This window comes from Planococcus circulans, from assembly GCF_020023385.1.
Classification (GTDB): Bacteria; Bacillota; Bacilli; order Bacillales_A; family Planococcaceae; genus Planococcus.
Window position 1 is genome coordinate 688,534 of record NZ_JAIQCL010000001.1, and the last position, 20,196, is coordinate 708,729.

Consider the following 20,196-nt stretch of genomic DNA (forward strand, 5'->3'; position numbering starts at 1 on the left):
ACCATTTTTAAAAACAGAGTAAATACATACAAATCATATAGGTAATTTATATCTGTTATAAAAATTAAGTAATCATATTTTCATATTAATTGAGAAAGGTATAACCGTATTATATATATAAATACCTAATAATTCAATATTATTTTCTAATTAATTAGAAATATCAGATATATTTACCTATTCTATATCCCTTAAAGGATTAAATCAAGGGTTATTAGTTATTTTATTATTCTTATTTTTCAGAAATTAAAGACAAATCATTTCTGACGCTTTTAGAGTTGCTTCTCCTATTTTCTTTTGAAAGTTTACTAGAAAATTCGCGCACAAAAAAACGCTTCCATGGAATCAATTGATTCCACGGAAGCGTTCTGTTTTTCTATGAAATTACTTTACGGGCGGCTCTCAGCCTGATAGCTTGTCTCCAGCTGCGGCGTGCTGCCGGCAACCGACTGCAGCACATCTCGGTATTTGTTGATGGAGGTATCTCTTGTCAAATTCTCTTCGAGATAAGCACGCCCTTTCAAACCCATCGCTTTCAGTTCCTCCGGATCCAAAGTCCGCAAGTAATTGATCGCATGGACAACGCCCCGATAATCTTGAGGTTCGATGACCACTCCCGCTCCACTCTCAAAAATCAAACGCTGTACTTCACTGCCCTGCTCGAGGACACCGAGAACTGGTTTGCCGGCCGCCATGACACCATAGATTTTACTCGGCACAGAAACGCCTTTGATGCCTTTTTGGTTGACGACCAAATGAACATCCGCAGCATTCAAGGAATACTTAAGAAATTCTTTTGGCTGATACGGAAGGAACATAACGTTCTCCAGATTGTTTTCTTCTGCATATGCCTCGATCCGCTGCTTGACCGCACCTTCCCCAATAAACAGGAAGACAATGTCAGGCTGGTCAGCAAATTCCTTAGACACTTGAATCAAGTTTTCCAAGTCGTAATAGAGCCCTAGATTTCCTGAATACATAACGATGAACTTGTCCTGAAGCCCATGAGTTTCCAGAAATTCACGGATGGCGGGTTCATCTTTTTCAAGCGGAACAATGGCATGCTCATCTGTCCAATTGCTGATGACGGTGTGGCTCGGCACTTTTTTATCCACATAACGCCCCTTTAAAGTTTCAGCCATGTCTTCGCCAACCAGCAATACCTGGTCGGCGTAGCTGCAATTTAGTTTGTCGACAGCTTTAGCGATCTTGAAGACGGCCTGATTATTTGTATATGCCACAGCCTGCGCTTGTTCAGGATTAAAGTCATGGACGCTGTAGATATGCCGTGAACGTTTCAGTAGCTTGCCGATAGTTCCGATCAATCCGCCCAATACTGGCGGCTGGGAAATCGTAAAAATGACATCCGTCCCTTTTTCTTTCAACAACGCGATATTCGCCAATATAAAATAAGACGAGATGTATTTAATCCGGCTGACTTTGGAGTTTTTATCCACCTCAGGCAGTTTGATCCGAACCACTTTGATGCTTTCCAAATAACCTTCTTCAAAAAGCTTCTTGCCGTTGTAGTTTTCACCGGCATATCCCGGCTGTGCTGCAATGACTGTAATATCGAAATCATTTTGAAGGCGCCCAGTCAGTTCAGTCATTAACTGGCTGGTCGCCGCAAGATCTGGATAAAAGTAGTTTATGACAAACGTAATCTTTTTTTTGCGTAGCATATGAGCCTTCCTTTCCCGGAAAAGGCGCAGAAAAATGCGCCATTTCCTTTTAAAGTTCGTCGAAAATGGCTATCAAAGAATCAGTATATTTATCCTCCGTATAATACTCTTCGAACGTTTCCCGACTCATTCTTCCCAGGCGCATACGTTCGGCATCATCGATCACCAAGTTTTTAATGGCCTCTTTGACGCCTTCCACTGTGGGATCGATGACGACACCGCAGTCTTTGATCAACTCCGCGATAATTCCCCGGTCAGAGGAAATAATCGGCAGACCTGCGGCCATCCCTTCAATAATGGACATCGGTTGGCCTTCGACCTTGTATTTGGTCGGCAGCGCCATCATATCCGATTCCAGGAAAAAACGTTTTTTCTCTTCTCCCTGTTTAAGGCCATGGTATTGGATGCGCTGATCCACTTCATTCACTGCAATGTAACGCTTCACTTCCTGGAATTCACTTTCATTTTGGATGCCACCAACCAGATCAAGACGGAGATCGTGCCCTTCCTGAATCAGCGCAGTAGTTGCTTTGATCAGCTCCACGTAGCCTTTTTCAAACATCAAGTTGCTCAAATACAGAAGGGAAATCCCCCTTTTTTTCTTGCCTTGACCTACTTCACTCTTGAGAATGAAATCTGCAGGTATGCCATTGGATACCACTTCCACGCGTTTCACATGACCACGGTAATTGGGAGCTAGTTTTCCGCCCAGCACAATGCCGACATCGATTTTCCTTAAGGCATTGACGATGAATTTCTGCGCGATTCCAGAAGTTGCGTCAATGGTTCCACCAAGATTATTGCCATGCAAATGAGTGACCACTTTGCCGCGTCCCAGCACTTTACAGGCTTGAATCATCATGCAATCCCGCAACAGCCCCATTTTTGTCTGGGAGATGGAAATGTACAAAATCGGATTTTTCATAGCCAACGACAGGAATCCGGAGTAAAGAATGGCAAAGGAATCCGTAAAAAGTTTATCGAAAGAAAGAGCACCGGGATGTTCAAAATCCTTTCGGCTCAAATTGATTTTCTTCACCTTGTACCGCTGGTGAAGTTTCTCTGATTTATATAAGGATTGAAGAGCGATGCTTTCTCCTAATATAGGAGGAGGCAAAGGCCCGACAAAAATCAAATTGCCTTTTTTTGTTCCAGCCACGCGGACTCACCTCTCATTAATTGACGTCTTGCCCAAGAACTTTCCTGGCAAGGAGCAAGCACTTATGTGAACTGTCCCGTCAATGGGGATCAGTGGATTTCAATGCCGGCTTGTCCACTAACTCTTTTTCAAAAGATGCAATGACAAGATAGAGGATGATGAAAATCGGCATGATGATGACCAACGGCTTGATGTAATAGATATAGCCGTACCAGAACACCCTGGCAATGGTCAAAACGATCCAATAATAACCGAGGGCAATCCCCAAATTGCCGAAGAATTTCTTCAACAAGTAAGCAGGGACAAATAGGACCGCATAGGTCACAAACGGAGCCACTATCAGCCCGATGATTTCGAAGTTCAAATAATATTCACCATAGACGAACAATCCATAATTAGTATGGATAAGCGATGCAACGAGATGCGCCGCTTCCGGGCTTTGGGACTCTATCCCAAAGAAAGATGGAATCAGCTGCGGTATATAGTCGATGAGCGTGTAGTAATTGCCGTAGGAGTGCGTCACTTCCATCGCAGCAGCTGTGGAATAGACAAGATCCTGGACTGTGGGGTAGTTGACGAGAATGGATACGGAGTCCAAAATTGCCTCTACATTAAAGACCAACCCCGAATGCCGAACCAACCCTAAATACGAAAATAGCAATAGTCCAACAGCAATCAATGCGACATTTCTAAACGAAAATTTCGACTTGATGACACCTGCTCCTTTTGAAGCGGTCAAAAGCAGATACAAAATCAACAGCAGACCTAAAATATCAACTCTGGCATAATGGGACAGGAGCCAGAAAGGTACAAACAAGAGCGCAAATTTTCGAATTGCACTGTTTTTGACACCCATCAGCACGAAGAAATAAGAAATGACGACCACCGAGTTCCAAGCGTTTCCAGGCAATAGGCTCGGGGACAGGTCATGATAGGATTTTCCCGGAAGATCCGGCAAATAGATAATGGAAGAGACAATCGCTAAAGCACTGAAAAACCAAGTGGCCAATAAACTTTGAACCGTCCCTGAATAGAAAACCAAAATTTTAGCATCATAATTTCGATAGGTTTTATTGGTCATCCACAGCAAAGTCGACCAGACGTAATAGAAAAACAATGCGCCGAATGCTAAGGTATAGAAATGCTTTTCAATCAGGTGCGTGCGATCATTGAATAAGGGCTGAACTTCTCCGATCGGACCGAAGCCCAGTATACTGATGACCGGCAAAAATAGCAGCACCAGTGAAAAAGCGGCAAAACCCACCTTAAAGATGTAGAGGTCCATAATGAATTTAAAGGAAAAAATAATTAAAATGAATAGGTTCCATGGATCTTCGGTATTGAAAATCTGGCCCGCCCGAAGTAAATAATAGATTACTGAAATCCCAGTTAATAAATTGACGATGATATACAGGACTTTTTCAAATCGATCATCGGCCTCAATATGCTTTTCCATCGTCTCATTCCTTTATTTATAATTTCCTTCCCCCGACAAGCAAAAGCTTGCCTAACCGGCGACTTCCAATTTCAGGATGGGGTAGTCACAGATAACAGGTGGGATTTCCTGTTATTTTTTTTGGACTGTGTATAGAGGTATAATAATGCCCTCCTATTCAAAAAAGTGCATAGGTAATAGAACACAAACTTCACTGACAGCCGATCATCCCTAAAGCCTTCCGTAAGCACTTTTCTGGATAATCGAATCGTTTCTTTGTTTTGCCCGATAATCCCAGTCCGGAAAACGACTTTCCAAATCGTTAGAACAAAACGGTGAAAAGTCGATTTCTGTTGCTTTACCGCCAGGGCTTTGTACTTTTCAAAAATACTCAGATGTCCATTGAGCACTGATTTTTTATTGGTGGTAATACGTTCCCCACTATGGTGATAAAACAACACCATATTATCTTTGACAAAATCGAATTTCGTCACTTGCGCCAGCCGTATGTACAAATCCCAATCCTGGCAACTTGGCAACCCGGCATCAAAACCTTGCACCTGGTCCAACACTTCTTTTCTCACCAATACGGATGATGTCGTGTCGATGCAATTGGACTCGAACAGTTTCGGCAGTATGTCGCCCCGGTATTCAGGAACGATTTTACGGGTAGGCTGATTGTTTTCATTGACCACCTGCACTCCCGTATAGACCACTCCCACGTCGGGCTGTTCTTCGAATCGCCCGAGCTGCTTTTCCAACTTTTGCGGAAGCCATTGGTCATCCGAATCCAAAAAGCCGATAAAATTCCCCGTAGCCCGTTTGATTCCGGTATTTCTGGCTTCCGAACCGCCTTTATTGATGTCATGCTTGAGATAGATGATCCGATCATCTTCCATTTCTTTGACGACTGTCGCCGTATCATCTGTCGAAAAGTCATCGATGATGATGATTTCGAAGTTTTGATGACTTTGGTTTTTCAGACTTTCCACTGCTTTTTTCAGCAACTCCGATCGATTATACGTCGGAATAATAACGCTGACTTTATCATTTAAGGTCACCATAAGATTTTATCCCCCCACCCAATAAGGAACCCGCTTTGATTAATACTCAGTGATGGCGCTCTTTTCTTCTTTCAATAGATGACAATCATGCGCAACCATTATTTGTACAAGTTCTTCAAACGAAGTGGAAGTAGGATTCCATCCAAGCAGATTTTTCGCTTTTGTAGGATCGCCTAATAATTGCTCGACTTCTGCCAAGCGGAAAAATTCTGGATTCACTTCCACCACGACTTCCCCCGTTTTCGCATTGATGCCTTTTTCGTCAATCCCCTCACCTTGCCATTCCACTTCGATTCCGGCATGTTTGAAAGCCAATGTCGCAAATTCGCGGACAGTATGCATCTCCCCAGTCGCAATGACGAAATCCTCCGGTGTTTCATGCTGCAGAATCAGCCACATGCACTCCACGTAATCTTTGGCATATCCCCAATCCCGCTTGGCATCCAAATTCCCCAAGAGAATTTTATCCTGCTTGCCATTGGCGATTCGTGCGACCGCCATCGTAATTTTACGCGTGACGAAAGTTTCTCCGCGGCGCTCTGATTCGTGGTTGAACAGGATGCCGTTGACCGCAAACATATCATAGGATTCACGGTAGTTTTTCGTAATCCAGTAACCGTATAATTTTGCTACGCCATAAGGCGAACGCGGATAGAATGGCGTTGTCTCCCTTTGCGGAACTTCCTGGACTTTGCCATAAAGTTCCGATGTGGATGCCTGGTAAATGCGCGTCTTTTTCTCCAATCCCAGAATACGGACCGCTTCCAGAATGCGCAAAGTTCCGATGCCATCCACATCCGCTGTATATTCAGGAGTCTCGAACGATACCTTCACATGGGACATCGCCGCCAGATTATAGATTTCATCCGGTTTGATTTCGCTGATCAAGCGGATGATATTAGAGGTATCGGTCATATCCCCATAATGGATATAGAAATTCTCGCTCGACTTTAATTCCTCAATATACAGATGCTCAATACGCCCGGTATTGAAGCTCGAACTTCGGCGAATGATGCCGTGCACTTCGTAGCCTTTTTCCAATAAGAAATCCGATAGAAACGAACCGTCCTGTCCGTTAACGCCAGTAATCAATGCCTTCTTCATAACCTTCCCCCTCAATTCGTCAACAATGTATTGTTCTCTATGTGTTCCACAAACCATGTATAGGCCATTTTCAATCCGTCATCCAATGGGATCTTCGCTTCCCAGCCGAGGCTTTTCAGACGGCTGACATCGACCAATTTACGGGGAGCTCCATCAGGTTTTGACGTGTTGAAGACGATTTCCCCATCATACCCAATCGTTTTCCCGATTTTCTCAGCCAACTCTTTGATGGAAATATCTCTGCCCATCCCAATATTGACCAAATCACTTCCACTGTATGTGTTCATCAAATAAATCGCGGCATCCGCCAAATCATCGGAGTACAGAAATTCACGCTTCGGCGTTCCAGTACCCCAAACCTCCACAGTAGGCGCATTGTTCAATTTAGCTTCATGGAATTTCCGGATCAATGCCGGCAGAACATGTGAACTGTTTAAATCGAAATTATCGTGTGGCCCATATAAATTGGTCGGCATGATGGAAATGAAATTCGTTCCATGCTGCCGGTTATAGGCCTGGCACATTTTAATGCCGGCAATTTTTGCAATTGCGTAAGCTTCGTTTGTTGGCTCGAGTTCGCCCGTCAATAAGGAATCCTCTCTCATTGGCTGCGCCGCCAATTTTGGATAGATGCATGTACTCCCCAGGAACAGCAATTTTTTGACGTTGTACTGGTGAGCGGCGTCAATGACATTTGTCTGAATCATCAAATTGTCCCGGATGAAATCTGCCGGGTAATCGTTGTTCGCCACGATCCCCCCCACTTTAGCAGCTGCCAGAAACACATAATCTGGCTGCTCTTGTTCAAAAAACGCATCCACCTGATCCCGCATCGTCAGGTCAAGCTGTTTACTGGTCCGAAATACAAGGTCCGTATAACCGTTTTCCTGTAAATTCCTCATAATTGCCGATCCTACCAGCCCGCGATGGCCAGCAACGTAAATTTTTGAATCCAACTTCATAAATACCCCACCTTTTTTCAGCGTCTGCCATGTATAAATCCATGGATGCTGGTGTCTTTTTCATGCCCATGTACAGATAAGATAAATATAAAACCGAAAAATCGTCAATGTACCCAAGACTATATGCTTATTATCCGATTTTATTTTTCCATTCTACCATAGAATAGTCTAAATATTTCATATTATTTTGATTATTCGATAATTAATGTGATTCTGAGGTATCCCCCGTTTAAACCCAACTTTTCTGCATCACTTTATCCTTCTTTAACTGCTGTTCTTTTTTGAAAAAAACCTTTCATTTCCGCTACCAGTTCCCGTTGGTTCAGAATCATCAGCACCCCGTAAACTAACATGCCGATACTGGTGTCGATGACAATGATTCCAACTGGTCCAACCCCTGTTAACTGGGCATTGATGATATACAAAGGAGCCAACATGATCGCTGAGTGGATCATCGGCTTGGCGATCGATAACGTCAATTCACCTAAACTGTTTCCGATGATATGGCGGATCCGTACAAAATAGCTGACATAGAAAAGTACCATCCTCAAGAGTCCGACCGCTAATGCTACGACGACGATTTCCCCCGATAAACTGGCCAGAAAAACGACGACCGGAATGATAGCCAGTTGAACCAATTGCCAGTAGAAGCTCCATCTCACCTTCCCGACAGCAATGAATAAGCTGCCGCTTGGATTCCCCAATGCCTTGAACAAACCATAGAGACAGAGGATTTGGATGATGATGATGCTCTCCGACCAATCCGTCCCCAGCATAAGCGGCACAGCATACGGAGCCAGTACAATTACTCCCGCGAGCAGCGGTGCGTTGAAGCTGGTCAGCATGTTGGTGATCAGCAGATATGCTCTGCGCAATTTGGCACTGTCCAGCTGGATTTTCGAGAATACCGGAAAAGCTACCCGGTTGATCATGGAATTCAGTTTTTGGACCGGCTGCATAATAAGATTCATAGCCATACTGTAATAGCCGAGCGCCACAGAGCCCAAAGTGATCCCAATGATCACTTGATCAATTTTCGTGGTGAAATAATTGATGCTCGTGGAGCCAAGCCGGTACATGCCAAATGATACGAAGCCTTTAATGGCTCTCCATGAGAAAACGAGCTGCGGTCTGGTTTCCGGATTCCGGTAGCCGCCGATTACCCAGGGAACACTTCTGAACAGCGACATGGCGATATGTCCATATACAAGCGACCAGGCACCGAGATCCGTGAAGGCTGCCAGGTAAATGGTCAACAGCACACCGATTGTCGTCGCCAGAATTTCATTTTTAGTGATTTGGGCGAATTCCAACTTTTTCGTGGCGAGTGTCTGAAACTGCAGCCCGAACGGCAGGATCAGAAAGCTGATGCCGACCACTTGAATCATCGGTGTCAGACTGGCTTCATCAAACAACAGCGCAATCACAGGAGCAGCCCCCAAAAGAATAAGAAACAACACCACTCCGACGAAAATAGAAAACCAGTACAGGCTGGAGAGCTCAAGTTTGGTGATTTTCTCTTTTTGGATGATGGCGTCCGTGATGCCCATTTCCAGGAACAGCTGCGAAAACTGGATGACGATCTGTACCATGGCGATCAGCCCAAAAACTGCTGGTCCCAGAACCCTGCCCAAAATCAGCAATTGGCCGATCTGCAGGATGCTGGTAACGAGCATTGATATTGAAGTGAGTTTCACACTGCTCACTGCTTGATTTTTCAAAGATGCCATAGGCCATTCCTCTAATCGCGTTTAATATAGAATCTTTTTCCACATATTCCGTCGCTGCTTGGGAAATATTCCGTACGGCCTGTCTTCTGTAAAATCTTCCGGAAATCCGTTCAAATCAAACGAATCACGGACATTCGGCGGCCGCTCCTTGTATTGATAAAGGAACTCGAAATCAATGACCTTCAGTCCTTCAGATGTCAGCAGGATATTCCCCGGATGGAAATCGATCAGCGCATACCCTTTGTTATAGAAGAATTCATTGATGCTGAAAATCTCCTGTTTATGCTTCCGTTTTAGAATCTGCTTTTTGATGTGCCAACTTTCCGTCACTTTATTGGTCTTGAGGTAAGGAACAATGATGTAATTTTCACCGCTGTCGATTAGTTTGGGAATGAATTCGCATTCCTTGCTCAGCTCCCCGTAAACGAACTTCTCACGTTCCAAAAACCGTTGCTTTCCTGCCTTATAGGTTTTTTTCACCGCTTTTTTCCCTTGGTATTCAATGACTTCAACTTTGGCGCGCCGCTTTTTCTCGGATACATCCGCAATGACTTTTTCATGCGTCCGGTAAGCATTGTCCCATTCAGTGACGATGCTTCGAACTTCCTGCAGGAGATCTGGAGCGACAGCGGAAATGTAATCCAAAGCTTCGATTTCGTCATCGGCACTGTGCAGCGGATTGGCCCGTTCTTCTTTCGACAAGCTGAAATTAATTTCTGACCGCAGTTGCTCTTTCAATAAATAATGTTCATTCGAGACATGCGGGTATTTTTTCTTCATTTTTGCGTTCAGCGGTTTCGGGTGATAATCATACATGACCAGCAAAGTGGATGGTTTTCCGCCACTCACCGGCCATGGACCCTGACCCCAATTCCCACCCCGCATGCTTTGGGCGGCGTTTCGTTTCTGCTCCTCATCAAGCCGGACCGCCTGGATAAGGCATAAGCCATTCCGTTCGAACCAGTCGATGATTTTCGGAGTCAGCTGACGCTCCTCTGCCCATTCCCGAACGACAAACACCATCAATTCTCCGTCTTTTTCGAAATTGTGTTCATTCGATTTGATGATGGATTCCAACCAATTGCCGCTGACGCCGATCAATTTCCGGATAGTGTCCGTCGAAGGCGCCCATCCTTCCTCTTCCAGAACCTGATGGAGGGATTCCAGGCTGATTTCTTCGAGTGCAGTACCGGTTTCATCAGCCAGCTGTTGAAGGACTCCGGGGTAATCATGGTCTTGCGGAATCTTTTTGACGATGCCTCCTGTTTTTGCCGGGATTCCGGATTTTTCACCTTTGTGGTAAACCGCGTGGTACATCAGGCTAAGAAAATAATGGCGTTTAGACGGAACAAAGTACTTGCTGTTCCACAATTCCCGTCGGTCCACTATCGTTTCAGCAATATACGGTGGATAATAGGCGATATTCTTAAAGTTGCTGCCTGGCAGACCGCCTACGCTATAAATATCAAACGGCAAGATGCCGACCCTCTCATTCAATAAATCCCGCACTTTTTCAATATGTTCGTCTGAAATCAACAGATCCACGTCTTCGTCCAGATCAAGGAAAGGCAGTTCATCAAACCAGCGCAGAATCACATAATCGAGTTTCCGTTCGTTGAGAAGCTCGAAAAAGTTTTCGAGGCCAAGCTCGGGCGACAGGTATTGGCGCGCCGCCTTTTCTTTTTGGTGATCCCGTTTGAAGACGATGCCAGTCCGAGCTTTCCCGGAAACGTCGGAAAACGTTTCAAAATGGAAAGCCCATTTTTTCTTCCTGGCCAGTTTATATGCCCACAGCGGCAGGAAACTGGCGCGATCAATGATTCTAGACGGGATGAACAGAATCAAATCCGCTGAAGAATGGAAAGCATTTTTCAAATCCAGAAAGTCGGCTTTATTGATGATCAGCACTTCTGCATTGTTTTTATAGGTCAATGTCTTTTCATTTACGTAATACAGATCAGCATCCCGGCCACTTTTTGGCTCCTCTGTACAGATCCCAAGGAAATTTGTATAACCCAAAGCTGCCAACTGTTTTTTCAGACTGCTGGTTTCAGCATTGTATTCCAATATTTTCACTGTTTGGTTCCCAGGATATGAACCTTTTATATATCCACTGATTGTCGGCTGATTTGCCATCATCCTATTCCCCCTTATCCACTTGTGTAAAAGACAGGGCGCACTTTCTTATTTCCGCGCATATTGCCTGTCAAAATACTGCTGATATTCGCCGCTGATGATTTGTTCCCACCATTCCTTGTTTTCCAAAAACCAGTCGACTGTCTGGGCGATGCCGGTTTCAAAATCATAGACCGGCCGCCAGCCAAGCCTTTCGATTTTTGTCGGATCGATGGCGTACCGCTTGTCATGGCCAAGGCGATCTGCAACAAACTCGATCAAGTCTTCAGATTTGCCTAAAGCCTCAATAATGGTGCGCACTACTTGGAGATTGGTCCGTTCGTGATGGCCGCCGATATTGTAGACGGCACCGATTTCGCCGCTGTGCATCACCAGATCGATCGCCGAACAATGATCCAGGACATGCAGCCAATCACGGACGTTTTTGCCATCTCCGTAAACCGGCACCTTCTGGTCATTCAAGACACGCGAAATCGTCAGGGGGATCAGCTTCTCCGGAAAATGGTAGGGTCCATAATTATTGGAGCAGCGCGTGATATTGACCGGCAGACCGTAAGTTTCGTAATAGGCCCTGACCAAAAGATCGGAAGAGGCCTTGCTGGCGCTATATGGGCTGTTCGGCTGCAGCGGCGTTTCTTCCGTAAAGAAGCTTGCCGGGTCAAAATCCAGCTCGCCATAGACTTCGTCGGTTGAGACATGGACAAATTTCTTGATGTTCGCTCCTTTAGCTGCATCCAGCAACACTTGCGTCCCCAGAACATTGGTCCGGATAAAAATCTCCGGATCCGTAATCGACCGGTCGACATGGCTTTCCGCTGCAAAATGAACGACATAATCGAAATCCACCTGCTCAAACAATTCACTGACCGCCAGGCGGTCAGCAATATCGATATGGACAAAGCTGTAATTCTCATTGGTTTCGATTTTCTGATGCTTTGTCAGATCCCCAGCATACGTCAACAGATCCAGATTGTAGATATGGTAAAGCGGATATTTTTCAGCCATGTATTGGACAAAATTCCCTCCAATAAACCCTGCTCCGCCAGTTACGAGTAGCTTTTCCATAGAGGCGCCCCTTTTATGATTTATAGTGTAATAAGGTTTTTTCAGAAGCAATATCCAATAGATACTGGCCATAATCCGTTTTCTTCAAAGGCTGCGCCAATTCAATCAACTGCGCTTGGCTGATATAACCTCTCCGGTAAGCGATTTCCTCAAGGCAGGCTACATACAGGCCTTGTCTTTTTTGGATAGCTTCCACGAAATTGGAGGCTTCCAGCAAAGCTTCATGCGTCCCTGTATCCAGCCACGCCAAGCCACGCCCCATGATATTGACCTGCAATTCCCCTCTATTCCTGTATTCCTCAACAATGGAAGTAATCTCTTTTTCTCCGCGCTTTGAAGGGGTCACGCCTTTAGCAATTTCAACCACTTGATTGTCGAAGAAATAAAGACCGGGAATCGCATAGGACGACTTCGGCTGCTCCGGCTTTTCTTCAATGGAAAGGATGTTCATTTCTTCATCCACTTCCACAACACCATAAGCTCTCGGATCCGCAACATGACAGCCGAAAATGATGCTGCCTTTTGTCAGCTCCGCCGATTCCTGCAGCCAACTACCGAAATCCGATCCATAAAAAACATTATCGCCCAGCACCAGCGCAACAGGTGAGTCGCCAATAAAGCTTTCGCCGATCGTAAAGGCTTCGGCCAATCCATTAGGTTCTTCCTGGATGGCATATTCCAGTTTAATGCCCAGCTTTTGGCCATTGCCGAGCAGGCTCAAAAATCCGGAGATGTCCCGCGGCGTAGAAATGATCAGGATTTCCTTGATTCCCGCAAGCATCAGGACTGACAGCGGATAGTAGATCATCGGTTTATCGTATACAGGCAGCATTTGCTTTGAAATCGACTTGGTCAACGGGTAAAGGCGCGTCCCTGTTCCGCCAGCTAATATAATTCCTTTCATCATAGATCCCTCATTTCTTAGATTTGAGATAGGCTTTTCTGGGTGATATGCAGTTCCCGGATGATTCCGCAGATGGCTTCGACGGATTCAATCGGCAGGTCTCCGTAATAAGGCATCGCCAACACCTGTTGGACCGCCTGCTTTGCATGTGGCAGGTTTTCTGGCCGCGCTGACGGCAATTCGCGGTACCATTCAAAATCGCTGCATAAAGGATAGAAATACTTTCTTGCAAAGACATTGTATTGCTGAAGCACCTTATGCAAGTTGTCTCTCGAATGGCCAAACGCCGCTTCTTCTATTTCAATCACAAAATACTGATAACTGCTGGATTCATCCTCCAGCGTTGTCAAAACCCGGACGCCGTCAATGTCCACCAGATTTTCTTGGTAGGCTCGTTTGATCGCGTGGCGCTTTCTGCGTTCTTCCCCTATCACCTTCAACACTTCGATCCCGACACCCGCCTGGACTTCATTCATCTTGGCGTTCAGTCCGGACAACACCACTTCTTCCGCATTAGCGATTCCAAAGTTCCTCAACAGCTTCAGTTGTGCGCAAAGCGCTGGGTCGCTGTAGGCCAATGCCCCGCCTTCAATCGTATTAAACAGCTTCGTGGCATGGAAGCTGAACATCGTCATATCACCGAAGCTGCTGATCGGAACACCGTCAATTTTAGAACCAAAGGCATGCGCCCCATCATAAATCACTTTCAGCCCATGCTTATCGGCGATCGCCTGTATCTTTTCCACATCACATGGGTTGCCGAAAACATGGACACCCAGGATGGCAGTTGTTTTTTCGGTAATCAATGCTTCGATTTTATCGGCATCGATATTGTATGTCGCTGGATCGATATCGCAAAATACAGGAGTCAAATTATTCCAATCTAAAGCCTGCACAGTGGCAGGAAATGTAAATGGCGTCGTGATGACTTCGCCTGTCAGCTTTAATGCTTTCAAGCCCAGCAGCAAAGCCATCGTTCCGTTGGAAAACATGGAGATATGGTCGGTCTCCAGGTATTCCTTCAGTTCGCGGCTCAATTCGTCATGTTGCGCACCGAAGTTCGTCAGCTGCTTGCTGTCCCACACTTGTTTCAAGCGTTCCGTAACACCAGTGATGTCCGGCAATAAAGGTCGCGTGACATAAATCGGTTGTTCAAAAGCTTTAGCCATTACATTCCCTCCCGAGGTATGAATCTATTTTCTTTCGTTCATCCCGTCTTAGCGGGTTTTATCTTTTTTATCATCGGTACCAGCAAATCGTAAACTGTATCAAATTCCTTTATTTTCAACAGCTTGCTAATCAAAATGTAAAGCACGACGCCCAAGCCGATCTGCAGAATGAGCGTTAGCAGTTCCGAAAAAGGCAAGAGCTTCCCAACCCCATAAACAACCGCTCCCATCCCGACTGAAATTGCATAAATCGGCAACAGATCCCAGATTTGTTCTTTTGCGCCGTATGAAATCTCCCGTCCTGAAAAGTAAATATTGATGAACAGGGAAATATACGAATCAAGGACAATCGTGACCACTAAAATGGTGATCCCCCAGTCCATCCAGATGACAACCACTATCAATATCGTCGGTATGATGGTCTTAATGATCTCCAGATAGAGAAATAGATCTGAACGTCCTTTGACTTGCAGAACATTCAAATTCAGTGCATGAATCGGATACAGCATGCCGGCGATGCACAGGAGCTGGAAATAAGGAATCATGGTTGCCCATTTCTCACCGAAGATCAGGAGAATCAACGGTTCCGCCACTGCCGCTACACCGATCATGATTGGAAAAATCAGAAACCCTGAAAGCTTGATGACTTTCTTGAAGCTTTGCTTCAGCCGCTCTTCTTGGTCCTGGATCCCACTCAATACCGGGTAAGTCACCCGCTGGATCGTCGCCGTCAATGTTTGTGTCGCCACATCGCTGAATTTTGCGGCATTCGTGTAATAACCCAGGGAGGTCGCCGAATATTGCTTTCCGATGATCAAGTAGTAAATATTGTCATAGGCGGTATCGATTAATCCCGAAACAAGCAGCTTCCAGCCGAATCCAAACAACCGCTTGAATGATGCCGTACTGAAAACCAAGGAAGGCAGCCACCTTCTATAAAAAATCAGCAACAGCGCCTGAACCCCGTTCAATGCCAACATACGGACGACTAAACTCCAGACTCCAAAGCCCAGCAGCGCCATCGCCACCGCAATAATCCCCGACGACACACTTGCCGCCATATTGACTTTCGCCTGAACTTTGAAATCCACTTCCTTGGTGAACATCGCCCTTGGGATAATCGAGAATGCATTGATGATCACGCCCAATCCCAACACCCTGACAAGAGCCGTCAATTGCTGTTCCTCAAAAAAGTTGCTGATCAACGGCGCCGATAAGAACAGCACGCCATAAATTAAAATAGAAATGCCCAAGTTAAAATAAAAAACGGTTGAATAATCAGTTTGATTGGCTTTTTGATCTCGGATCAACGCTTGGGTGAAGCCACTGTCGACTAATGAATTGGAAAGAGCGACAAACACTAGGATCATTCCGATAATCCCGAAATCTTCAGGCAACAACAACCTTGCCAAGATGATCTGGATAATGAATTGAATTCCCTGATTGCCTATCATATCCCCGAAGCTCCACAGGAGACCGCTGACCGTCTTTTTCTTCAATGACTTTTCCTGTTTCATCTGCCGGCTCCTATCAAAGAAAACTCCAATGCAAATTGGGCAGAACAAATACCTCAATGTTCTGAAATTTCAATTCTATCATTATTTAATCATATTAAATAGGCAAATGACATATAATCCACCTTTAATTTATTGACCTCCATTTCGGATACGCTACTTTGTGCTTATTTATATTTCTTAAATATCATTCTAACATACCATAAGTCATAAATAACAGATAATTTAGATTATTTTTTATTTTTATTATGTAAATTATTCCACTCTCTTTTATCAAATCGAAAAATCACTAGGTTGTTAACCGGAATCTTAAGTAAGATTCTTCATTTTACTGTTAGATACTTCCTATTTTCCGGAAATATCATATCGAGGAGATTGTTTGTCTGTTCGTAGGTCAATTTGACCGTTTCACAACCACGCAAAAAAAGAGGCGGTTTCCAATTTATTCCACCTCCTGTTCTATTCGGTTGAGATGCCAGACGCTAACCCCACCCAACACTTTTCCAACGATTTTGGACGCACCTATCCTTTCCAGATTCCACTGTGTCAAAATGGCAGATAAAAAGGCGGTTTCGGATAGCGTTGTTGTCCGCTATCCGAAACCACCTTTTCTTTATGTCGTGGTCACAAATTTTGTTCAGATGGTGATTCGTTTAAAGATCCGCTTGAAGAATTCCGGCTTCATATAGAACTGCCGGTAGCCTTTTTTCAAAGTCTCTTTGATTTCCAGCTGCTTCAACAGGATGTAGAAGCGATCCCGCCTTTTGGTGCGGTTGATGGCTTTATCGTATTTGAAATTCGTGAATGCATTTATTTCATCGAGTAATGCCGCGACTTCCTGCAGGTGTTTTTGCTTAGCAGAATTGTCGGTGAGCTGTACATCCGTCCAGGAACCTTTGACTTCCACACGATAGGCAGACATATTCCGGTCCATGTAATAAACCGTCCCATTTAACGCACCGCAAATGACCAGTGGGTAATCCCCAATCGGGGCATTCAAATAATATTCCGGCATTTCGGGAATTTTCTCACGGGAATACATGATCGAATTGGTGGCAAACAGTTCCCCACCACCTTCAATCACTTCTTCTACGGAATAAATTTTGTCTTTATGGCTCGGACGTATGGCAGCGACGGTTTTCTTAGTCACTGCTGAGACCTTCTGGGCAGCATGGACGCACATGCTGCATTCGGGGTGGGCCTCCATATAGTCCACTTGCCGCTGCAGTTTTTCCGGGTCGGTCCAGTAATCATCACCTTCACAAACCGCCGTATACTTTCCTAATGCACGTGCACCATTGAACAACTCAAAAGGGACATCTTTCGAATACTGGTTCTCAGTCTGGTAGATCGGCTTGATGATATCCGGATACTTTTGTTCATAGCTTCTGATGATTTCAGCTGTCCGGTCAGTGGATGCATCATCATGGACTAAAATTTCATAGGCGAAATCCGTTTTCTGCATCAACATGCTGTCCAATGCCTCCGCTATAAAATTCTCGTGATTATAACTGTTGCACTCAATACTCACCATTATCTCATTTGCCATAAATTACAGACCCCTCTACAGTTAAGTAAGTTTTGTTATCAGCTATAATGACTCGGGCCAAGCCTCCACTGTCAGGTTCAGCTGAACAGAATTCCAACAAATCTTGTATACACATCGTATTTTAGCATAGAAAAAAACTATAAACGGATTATTCAGATAACTTAACACCAAATTTACATCTTTGTAAAATACATCCGTTCACTCATCTTTCGCTATAAAATTTTCTTTTCCATACATTTCTTTCAACTCTTCATCTCGCAGGATCAAGTTGTTTTCTTCCACTGTATTCCCCCGTATGACATGCCCTTCTCCCACATTGATATAGATTCCCCGCTCCGAGTTTTCCCTCGGATTGATCGCCAGGTTATTGAGGATGCTGATATTATTGCTCGGCGTCATCAGGTTGTTTCCTCCATCACCTGGCCGAACCGCTATATTGTATTCATTGTCGTAGACCAGATTGCCTTTGATGACATTGGACTCTGCCCCGTTTTTAACATCGATGCCATAATAAAAACCGCTGACCATATTCCCTTCAACTGTACTGTTTTTTTCACTTTCCACAGTAATGCCTTGCTGATCTGTGTAGCCCGGGCGATTTTCAGTCACTACGCAGCCTTTTACCAGGTTGTGTTTGCCGCCGCCGAATAAGGAAAGATGGCCATCCCCTGAGTTTCTGACGACGCAGGATTCAATTGTGTTGTAATCCGATGCAAAATTGATGATGCCGGAACCATAATTCGATTCACTCGTCACATTTCGGATGATATTATCGTTGGAATGGTGCAAGTGAATGCCTTGGGAAAAGTTTTTCGTATAAATATTTTCAATTGAGCTTTCCTGGCTGTCCTGAAGTAAAATAGCAATATTAGAAATCAGCGATCCATTCTCAGGCAGTTGATCCCCCATCAAAAATCCACCTTTCAAATGGACATCTGCTGTGCCGGTAATCCAAAACACGCCATATTCGTCCGCCGATTCCGTCTTCAAAATCGCCTGGTCCATGATGATGGTGATCGGCTTGGAAATTCTCAAGGCAAAATAACTGTCTCCATATCCAGTACTGGCCTTCAAATCAGGATTTTGGGTCAATTTGTAAATACCTGGCGGAATGTGCATCTTCCCACCTATTGGCGTTTCATCAATTGCCCGCTGAATTGCCTGTGTATCGTCAGCCACTCCATCACCTTCTGCTCCAAATTGTGTTTTAGCATTAATCTTCTCTTCCGCAAAGAACGTACTTTGACCCATAACAAAAACAGTCCCCAATCCAGAAATCCCCAGTATGCAAAGAAGCAAGTAAATGGTTTTCTTGTTGATCATCGATGTCTCTCCTTCAACCTAATCGCTTTATTGAAAGGCCATAGCCTAATTAAATACTGATTACTTCTAGTATAAGGCAACTTTTCTTTAAATGCACACTTTTCCGAATACTATATTTTTAAAAATATTACCCATATACTCCGTTATTCTATCCTATGTCCTAAAGATATCTCCATTTTTCTGTATATAAAAACGACATTTACCCTCGCATTTACCTATAATATTCGCTATACTCACTATAACGGCTTATTTAATTGAAAATTTAGTCATTTAAAACAAGAAAAAGAAAGCTGTAGGGCGGAACATTGGAGAAAGAATAGATTGTTAAATTCTCCTAAAAAATAACAAGGAATGAGGTTTTATTTTGAGGGATGTATTTTTTAAAAAAGATTATGCCGAGCTATACGAGGAGATTGACGGAGGGAACTGTGAAGTTTTCGAATTTGAACATCCCCTAGGATCGGTCTATCATCAATTCATCAAACGAGCAATTCCTGTCCAATTGGAGGGGGGTCCTTATTTCGACCTTCTCACGCCTTACGGCTATGGAGGCCCAGTCATCACTGAACTGAAGGACAAGACGCGAAAGGATGAACTGGTGACCTATTTCTGCCAGGCTTTTCATGCTTATTGCCAAGAGCAAAATATCGTCAGTGAATTTGTCCGCTTCCATCCGCTAGCCGGCAACGCCGTGGATTTCAAGTCCTGCTACCACGTCCTCTTCAGGCGCCATACGACTGGCGTCACGCTGAAAGGATTCGAAGATCCAGTACAGGAGGAATTTTCCGGTTCAACCCGCAAGAGAATCCGGAAGGCGTTAAAGGACGGCGTAACTTATCGGCTCACAATAGATCCACCTGACCTGGATCTGTTTCAGGAAATCTATCTCAAAACGATGGAACGGGTCGGCGCGGAAGACTTCTATTTCTTCGACGACGCGTACTTCCAAAAGATGCTTGATAATTTAGGCGATCAGCTAATATTGGTTGAGGCTATTTACGACTCCCAAGTGATTGGTGCAGAGCTCCATTTCCACTCGGGTCCCGTCATCCATACCCACCTGTCAGGAACCATTGATGGCTTCAATCACCTGTCGCCCGTTTATGTCATGACCTACGCCATTGTGCTCTGGGCAAAAGAACACGGTGTGGAATTTATCCATTCAGGCGGCGGAGTCAATCCCGGCCCCGATGACTCGCTGTACAAATTCAAAAAAAGATTCGGCAAAAATACTGAATTTGATTACTATGTCGGCAACAAAATTTGGAACGAAAAAATTTATCAACAATTGGTCCATGCGACAAATTCCAATCTGGAAAACGAACTCTTCCCGGCCTATCGGTGGCCACAAAAACAAATTGAAGAAGCAGCAATAAAAACGGTAAGCAGATAATCCTGCT

15 protein-coding genes are annotated in these 20,196 nt (G+C 44.6%); 1 reads left to right on the forward strand and 14 read right to left on the reverse strand.

The window, feature by feature from the left end:
- Nucleotides 1–389: 389 nt before the first annotated feature.
- The 14 genes from K8U60_RS03415 to K8U60_RS03480 all read right to left on the reverse strand — a co-directional run bounded on the left by K8U60_RS03415 (nucleotide 390) and on the right by K8U60_RS03480 (nucleotide 18,796).
- Nucleotides 390–1,682: a glycosyltransferase family 4 protein gene (locus K8U60_RS03415; protein ID WP_223634415.1), complete on the reverse strand. Its 1,293-nt coding sequence runs from the start codon at nucleotides 1,680–1,682 to the stop codon at nucleotides 390–392.
- 49 nt (nucleotides 1,683–1,731) lie between these two features.
- Nucleotides 1,732–2,841: a glycosyltransferase family 4 protein gene (locus K8U60_RS03420; protein ID WP_223634417.1), complete on the reverse strand. Its 1,110-nt coding sequence runs from the start codon at nucleotides 2,839–2,841 to the stop codon at nucleotides 1,732–1,734.
- 79 nt (nucleotides 2,842–2,920) lie between these two features.
- The gene (locus tag K8U60_RS03425; protein ID WP_223634419.1) at nucleotides 2,921–4,297 is read right to left on the reverse strand and encodes a hypothetical protein; all 1,377 of its coding nucleotides are present in this window, start codon (nucleotides 4,295–4,297) and stop codon (nucleotides 2,921–2,923) included.
- A gap of 71 nt (nucleotides 4,298–4,368) precedes the next feature.
- Entirely contained in the window at nucleotides 4,369–5,340 is a 972-nt protein-coding gene (locus K8U60_RS03430; RefSeq protein ID WP_223634421.1) for a glycosyltransferase family 2 protein, read from the reverse strand.
- Nucleotides 5,341–5,379: 39 nt separating this feature from the next.
- A complete protein-coding gene (gene gmd / locus K8U60_RS03435; RefSeq protein WP_223634423.1) occupies nucleotides 5,380–6,444 on the reverse strand; it encodes a GDP-mannose 4,6-dehydratase in 1,065 nt (354 codons plus the stop codon).
- 11 nt (nucleotides 6,445–6,455) lie between these two features.
- Nucleotides 6,456–7,406 (reverse strand): GDP-L-fucose synthase, encoded by a 951-nt coding sequence (gene fcl / locus K8U60_RS03440; protein ID WP_223634425.1) that lies wholly within the window; start codon nucleotides 7,404–7,406, stop codon nucleotides 6,456–6,458.
- A gap of 254 nt (nucleotides 7,407–7,660) precedes the next feature.
- The gene (locus K8U60_RS03445) at nucleotides 7,661–9,136 is read right to left on the reverse strand and encodes an MOP flippase family protein (protein WP_223634427.1); all 1,476 of its coding nucleotides are present in this window, start codon (nucleotides 9,134–9,136) and stop codon (nucleotides 7,661–7,663) included.
- Nucleotides 9,137–9,157: 21 nt separating this feature from the next.
- Entirely contained in the window at nucleotides 9,158–11,275 is a 2,118-nt protein-coding gene (locus tag K8U60_RS03450) for a hypothetical protein (protein ID WP_223634430.1), read from the reverse strand.
- A gap of 45 nt (nucleotides 11,276–11,320) precedes the next feature.
- Nucleotides 11,321–12,337, reverse strand: a complete 1,017-nt coding sequence (gene rfbB, locus K8U60_RS03455) for a dTDP-glucose 4,6-dehydratase (protein WP_223634433.1) — start codon at nucleotides 12,335–12,337, stop codon at nucleotides 11,321–11,323.
- 13 nt (nucleotides 12,338–12,350) lie between these two features.
- Nucleotides 12,351–13,241, reverse strand: a complete 891-nt coding sequence (gene rfbA, locus K8U60_RS03460) for a glucose-1-phosphate thymidylyltransferase RfbA (protein WP_223634891.1) — start codon at nucleotides 13,239–13,241, stop codon at nucleotides 12,351–12,353.
- A gap of 17 nt (nucleotides 13,242–13,258) precedes the next feature.
- On the reverse strand, nucleotides 13,259–14,410 hold the full coding sequence (locus K8U60_RS03465; RefSeq protein ID WP_223634436.1) for a DegT/DnrJ/EryC1/StrS family aminotransferase: 1,152 nt from the start codon (nucleotides 14,408–14,410) through the stop codon (nucleotides 13,259–13,261).
- 38 nt (nucleotides 14,411–14,448) lie between these two features.
- Nucleotides 14,449–15,927, reverse strand: a complete 1,479-nt coding sequence (locus K8U60_RS03470; RefSeq protein WP_223634439.1) for a lipopolysaccharide biosynthesis protein — start codon at nucleotides 15,925–15,927, stop codon at nucleotides 14,449–14,451.
- A 634-nt stretch (nucleotides 15,928–16,561) separates the two neighbouring features.
- Nucleotides 16,562–17,473: a glycosyltransferase family 2 protein gene (locus tag K8U60_RS03475; protein ID WP_223634442.1), complete on the reverse strand. Its 912-nt coding sequence runs from the start codon at nucleotides 17,471–17,473 to the stop codon at nucleotides 16,562–16,564.
- Nucleotides 17,474–17,671: 198 nt separating this feature from the next.
- On the reverse strand, nucleotides 17,672–18,796 hold the full coding sequence (locus K8U60_RS03480) for a right-handed parallel beta-helix repeat-containing protein (protein ID WP_223634445.1): 1,125 nt from the start codon (nucleotides 18,794–18,796) through the stop codon (nucleotides 17,672–17,674).
- Between the two features lie 364 nt (nucleotides 18,797–19,160).
- On the opposite strand from K8U60_RS03480, the gene K8U60_RS03485 reads away from it, so the two are divergent.
- Nucleotides 19,161–20,189, forward strand: coding sequence for a peptidoglycan bridge formation glycyltransferase FemA/FemB family protein (locus K8U60_RS03485; RefSeq protein ID WP_223634448.1), 1,029 nt, complete (start codon nucleotides 19,161–19,163; stop codon nucleotides 20,187–20,189).
- The last annotated feature ends 7 nt before the right edge of the window (nucleotides 20,190–20,196 follow it).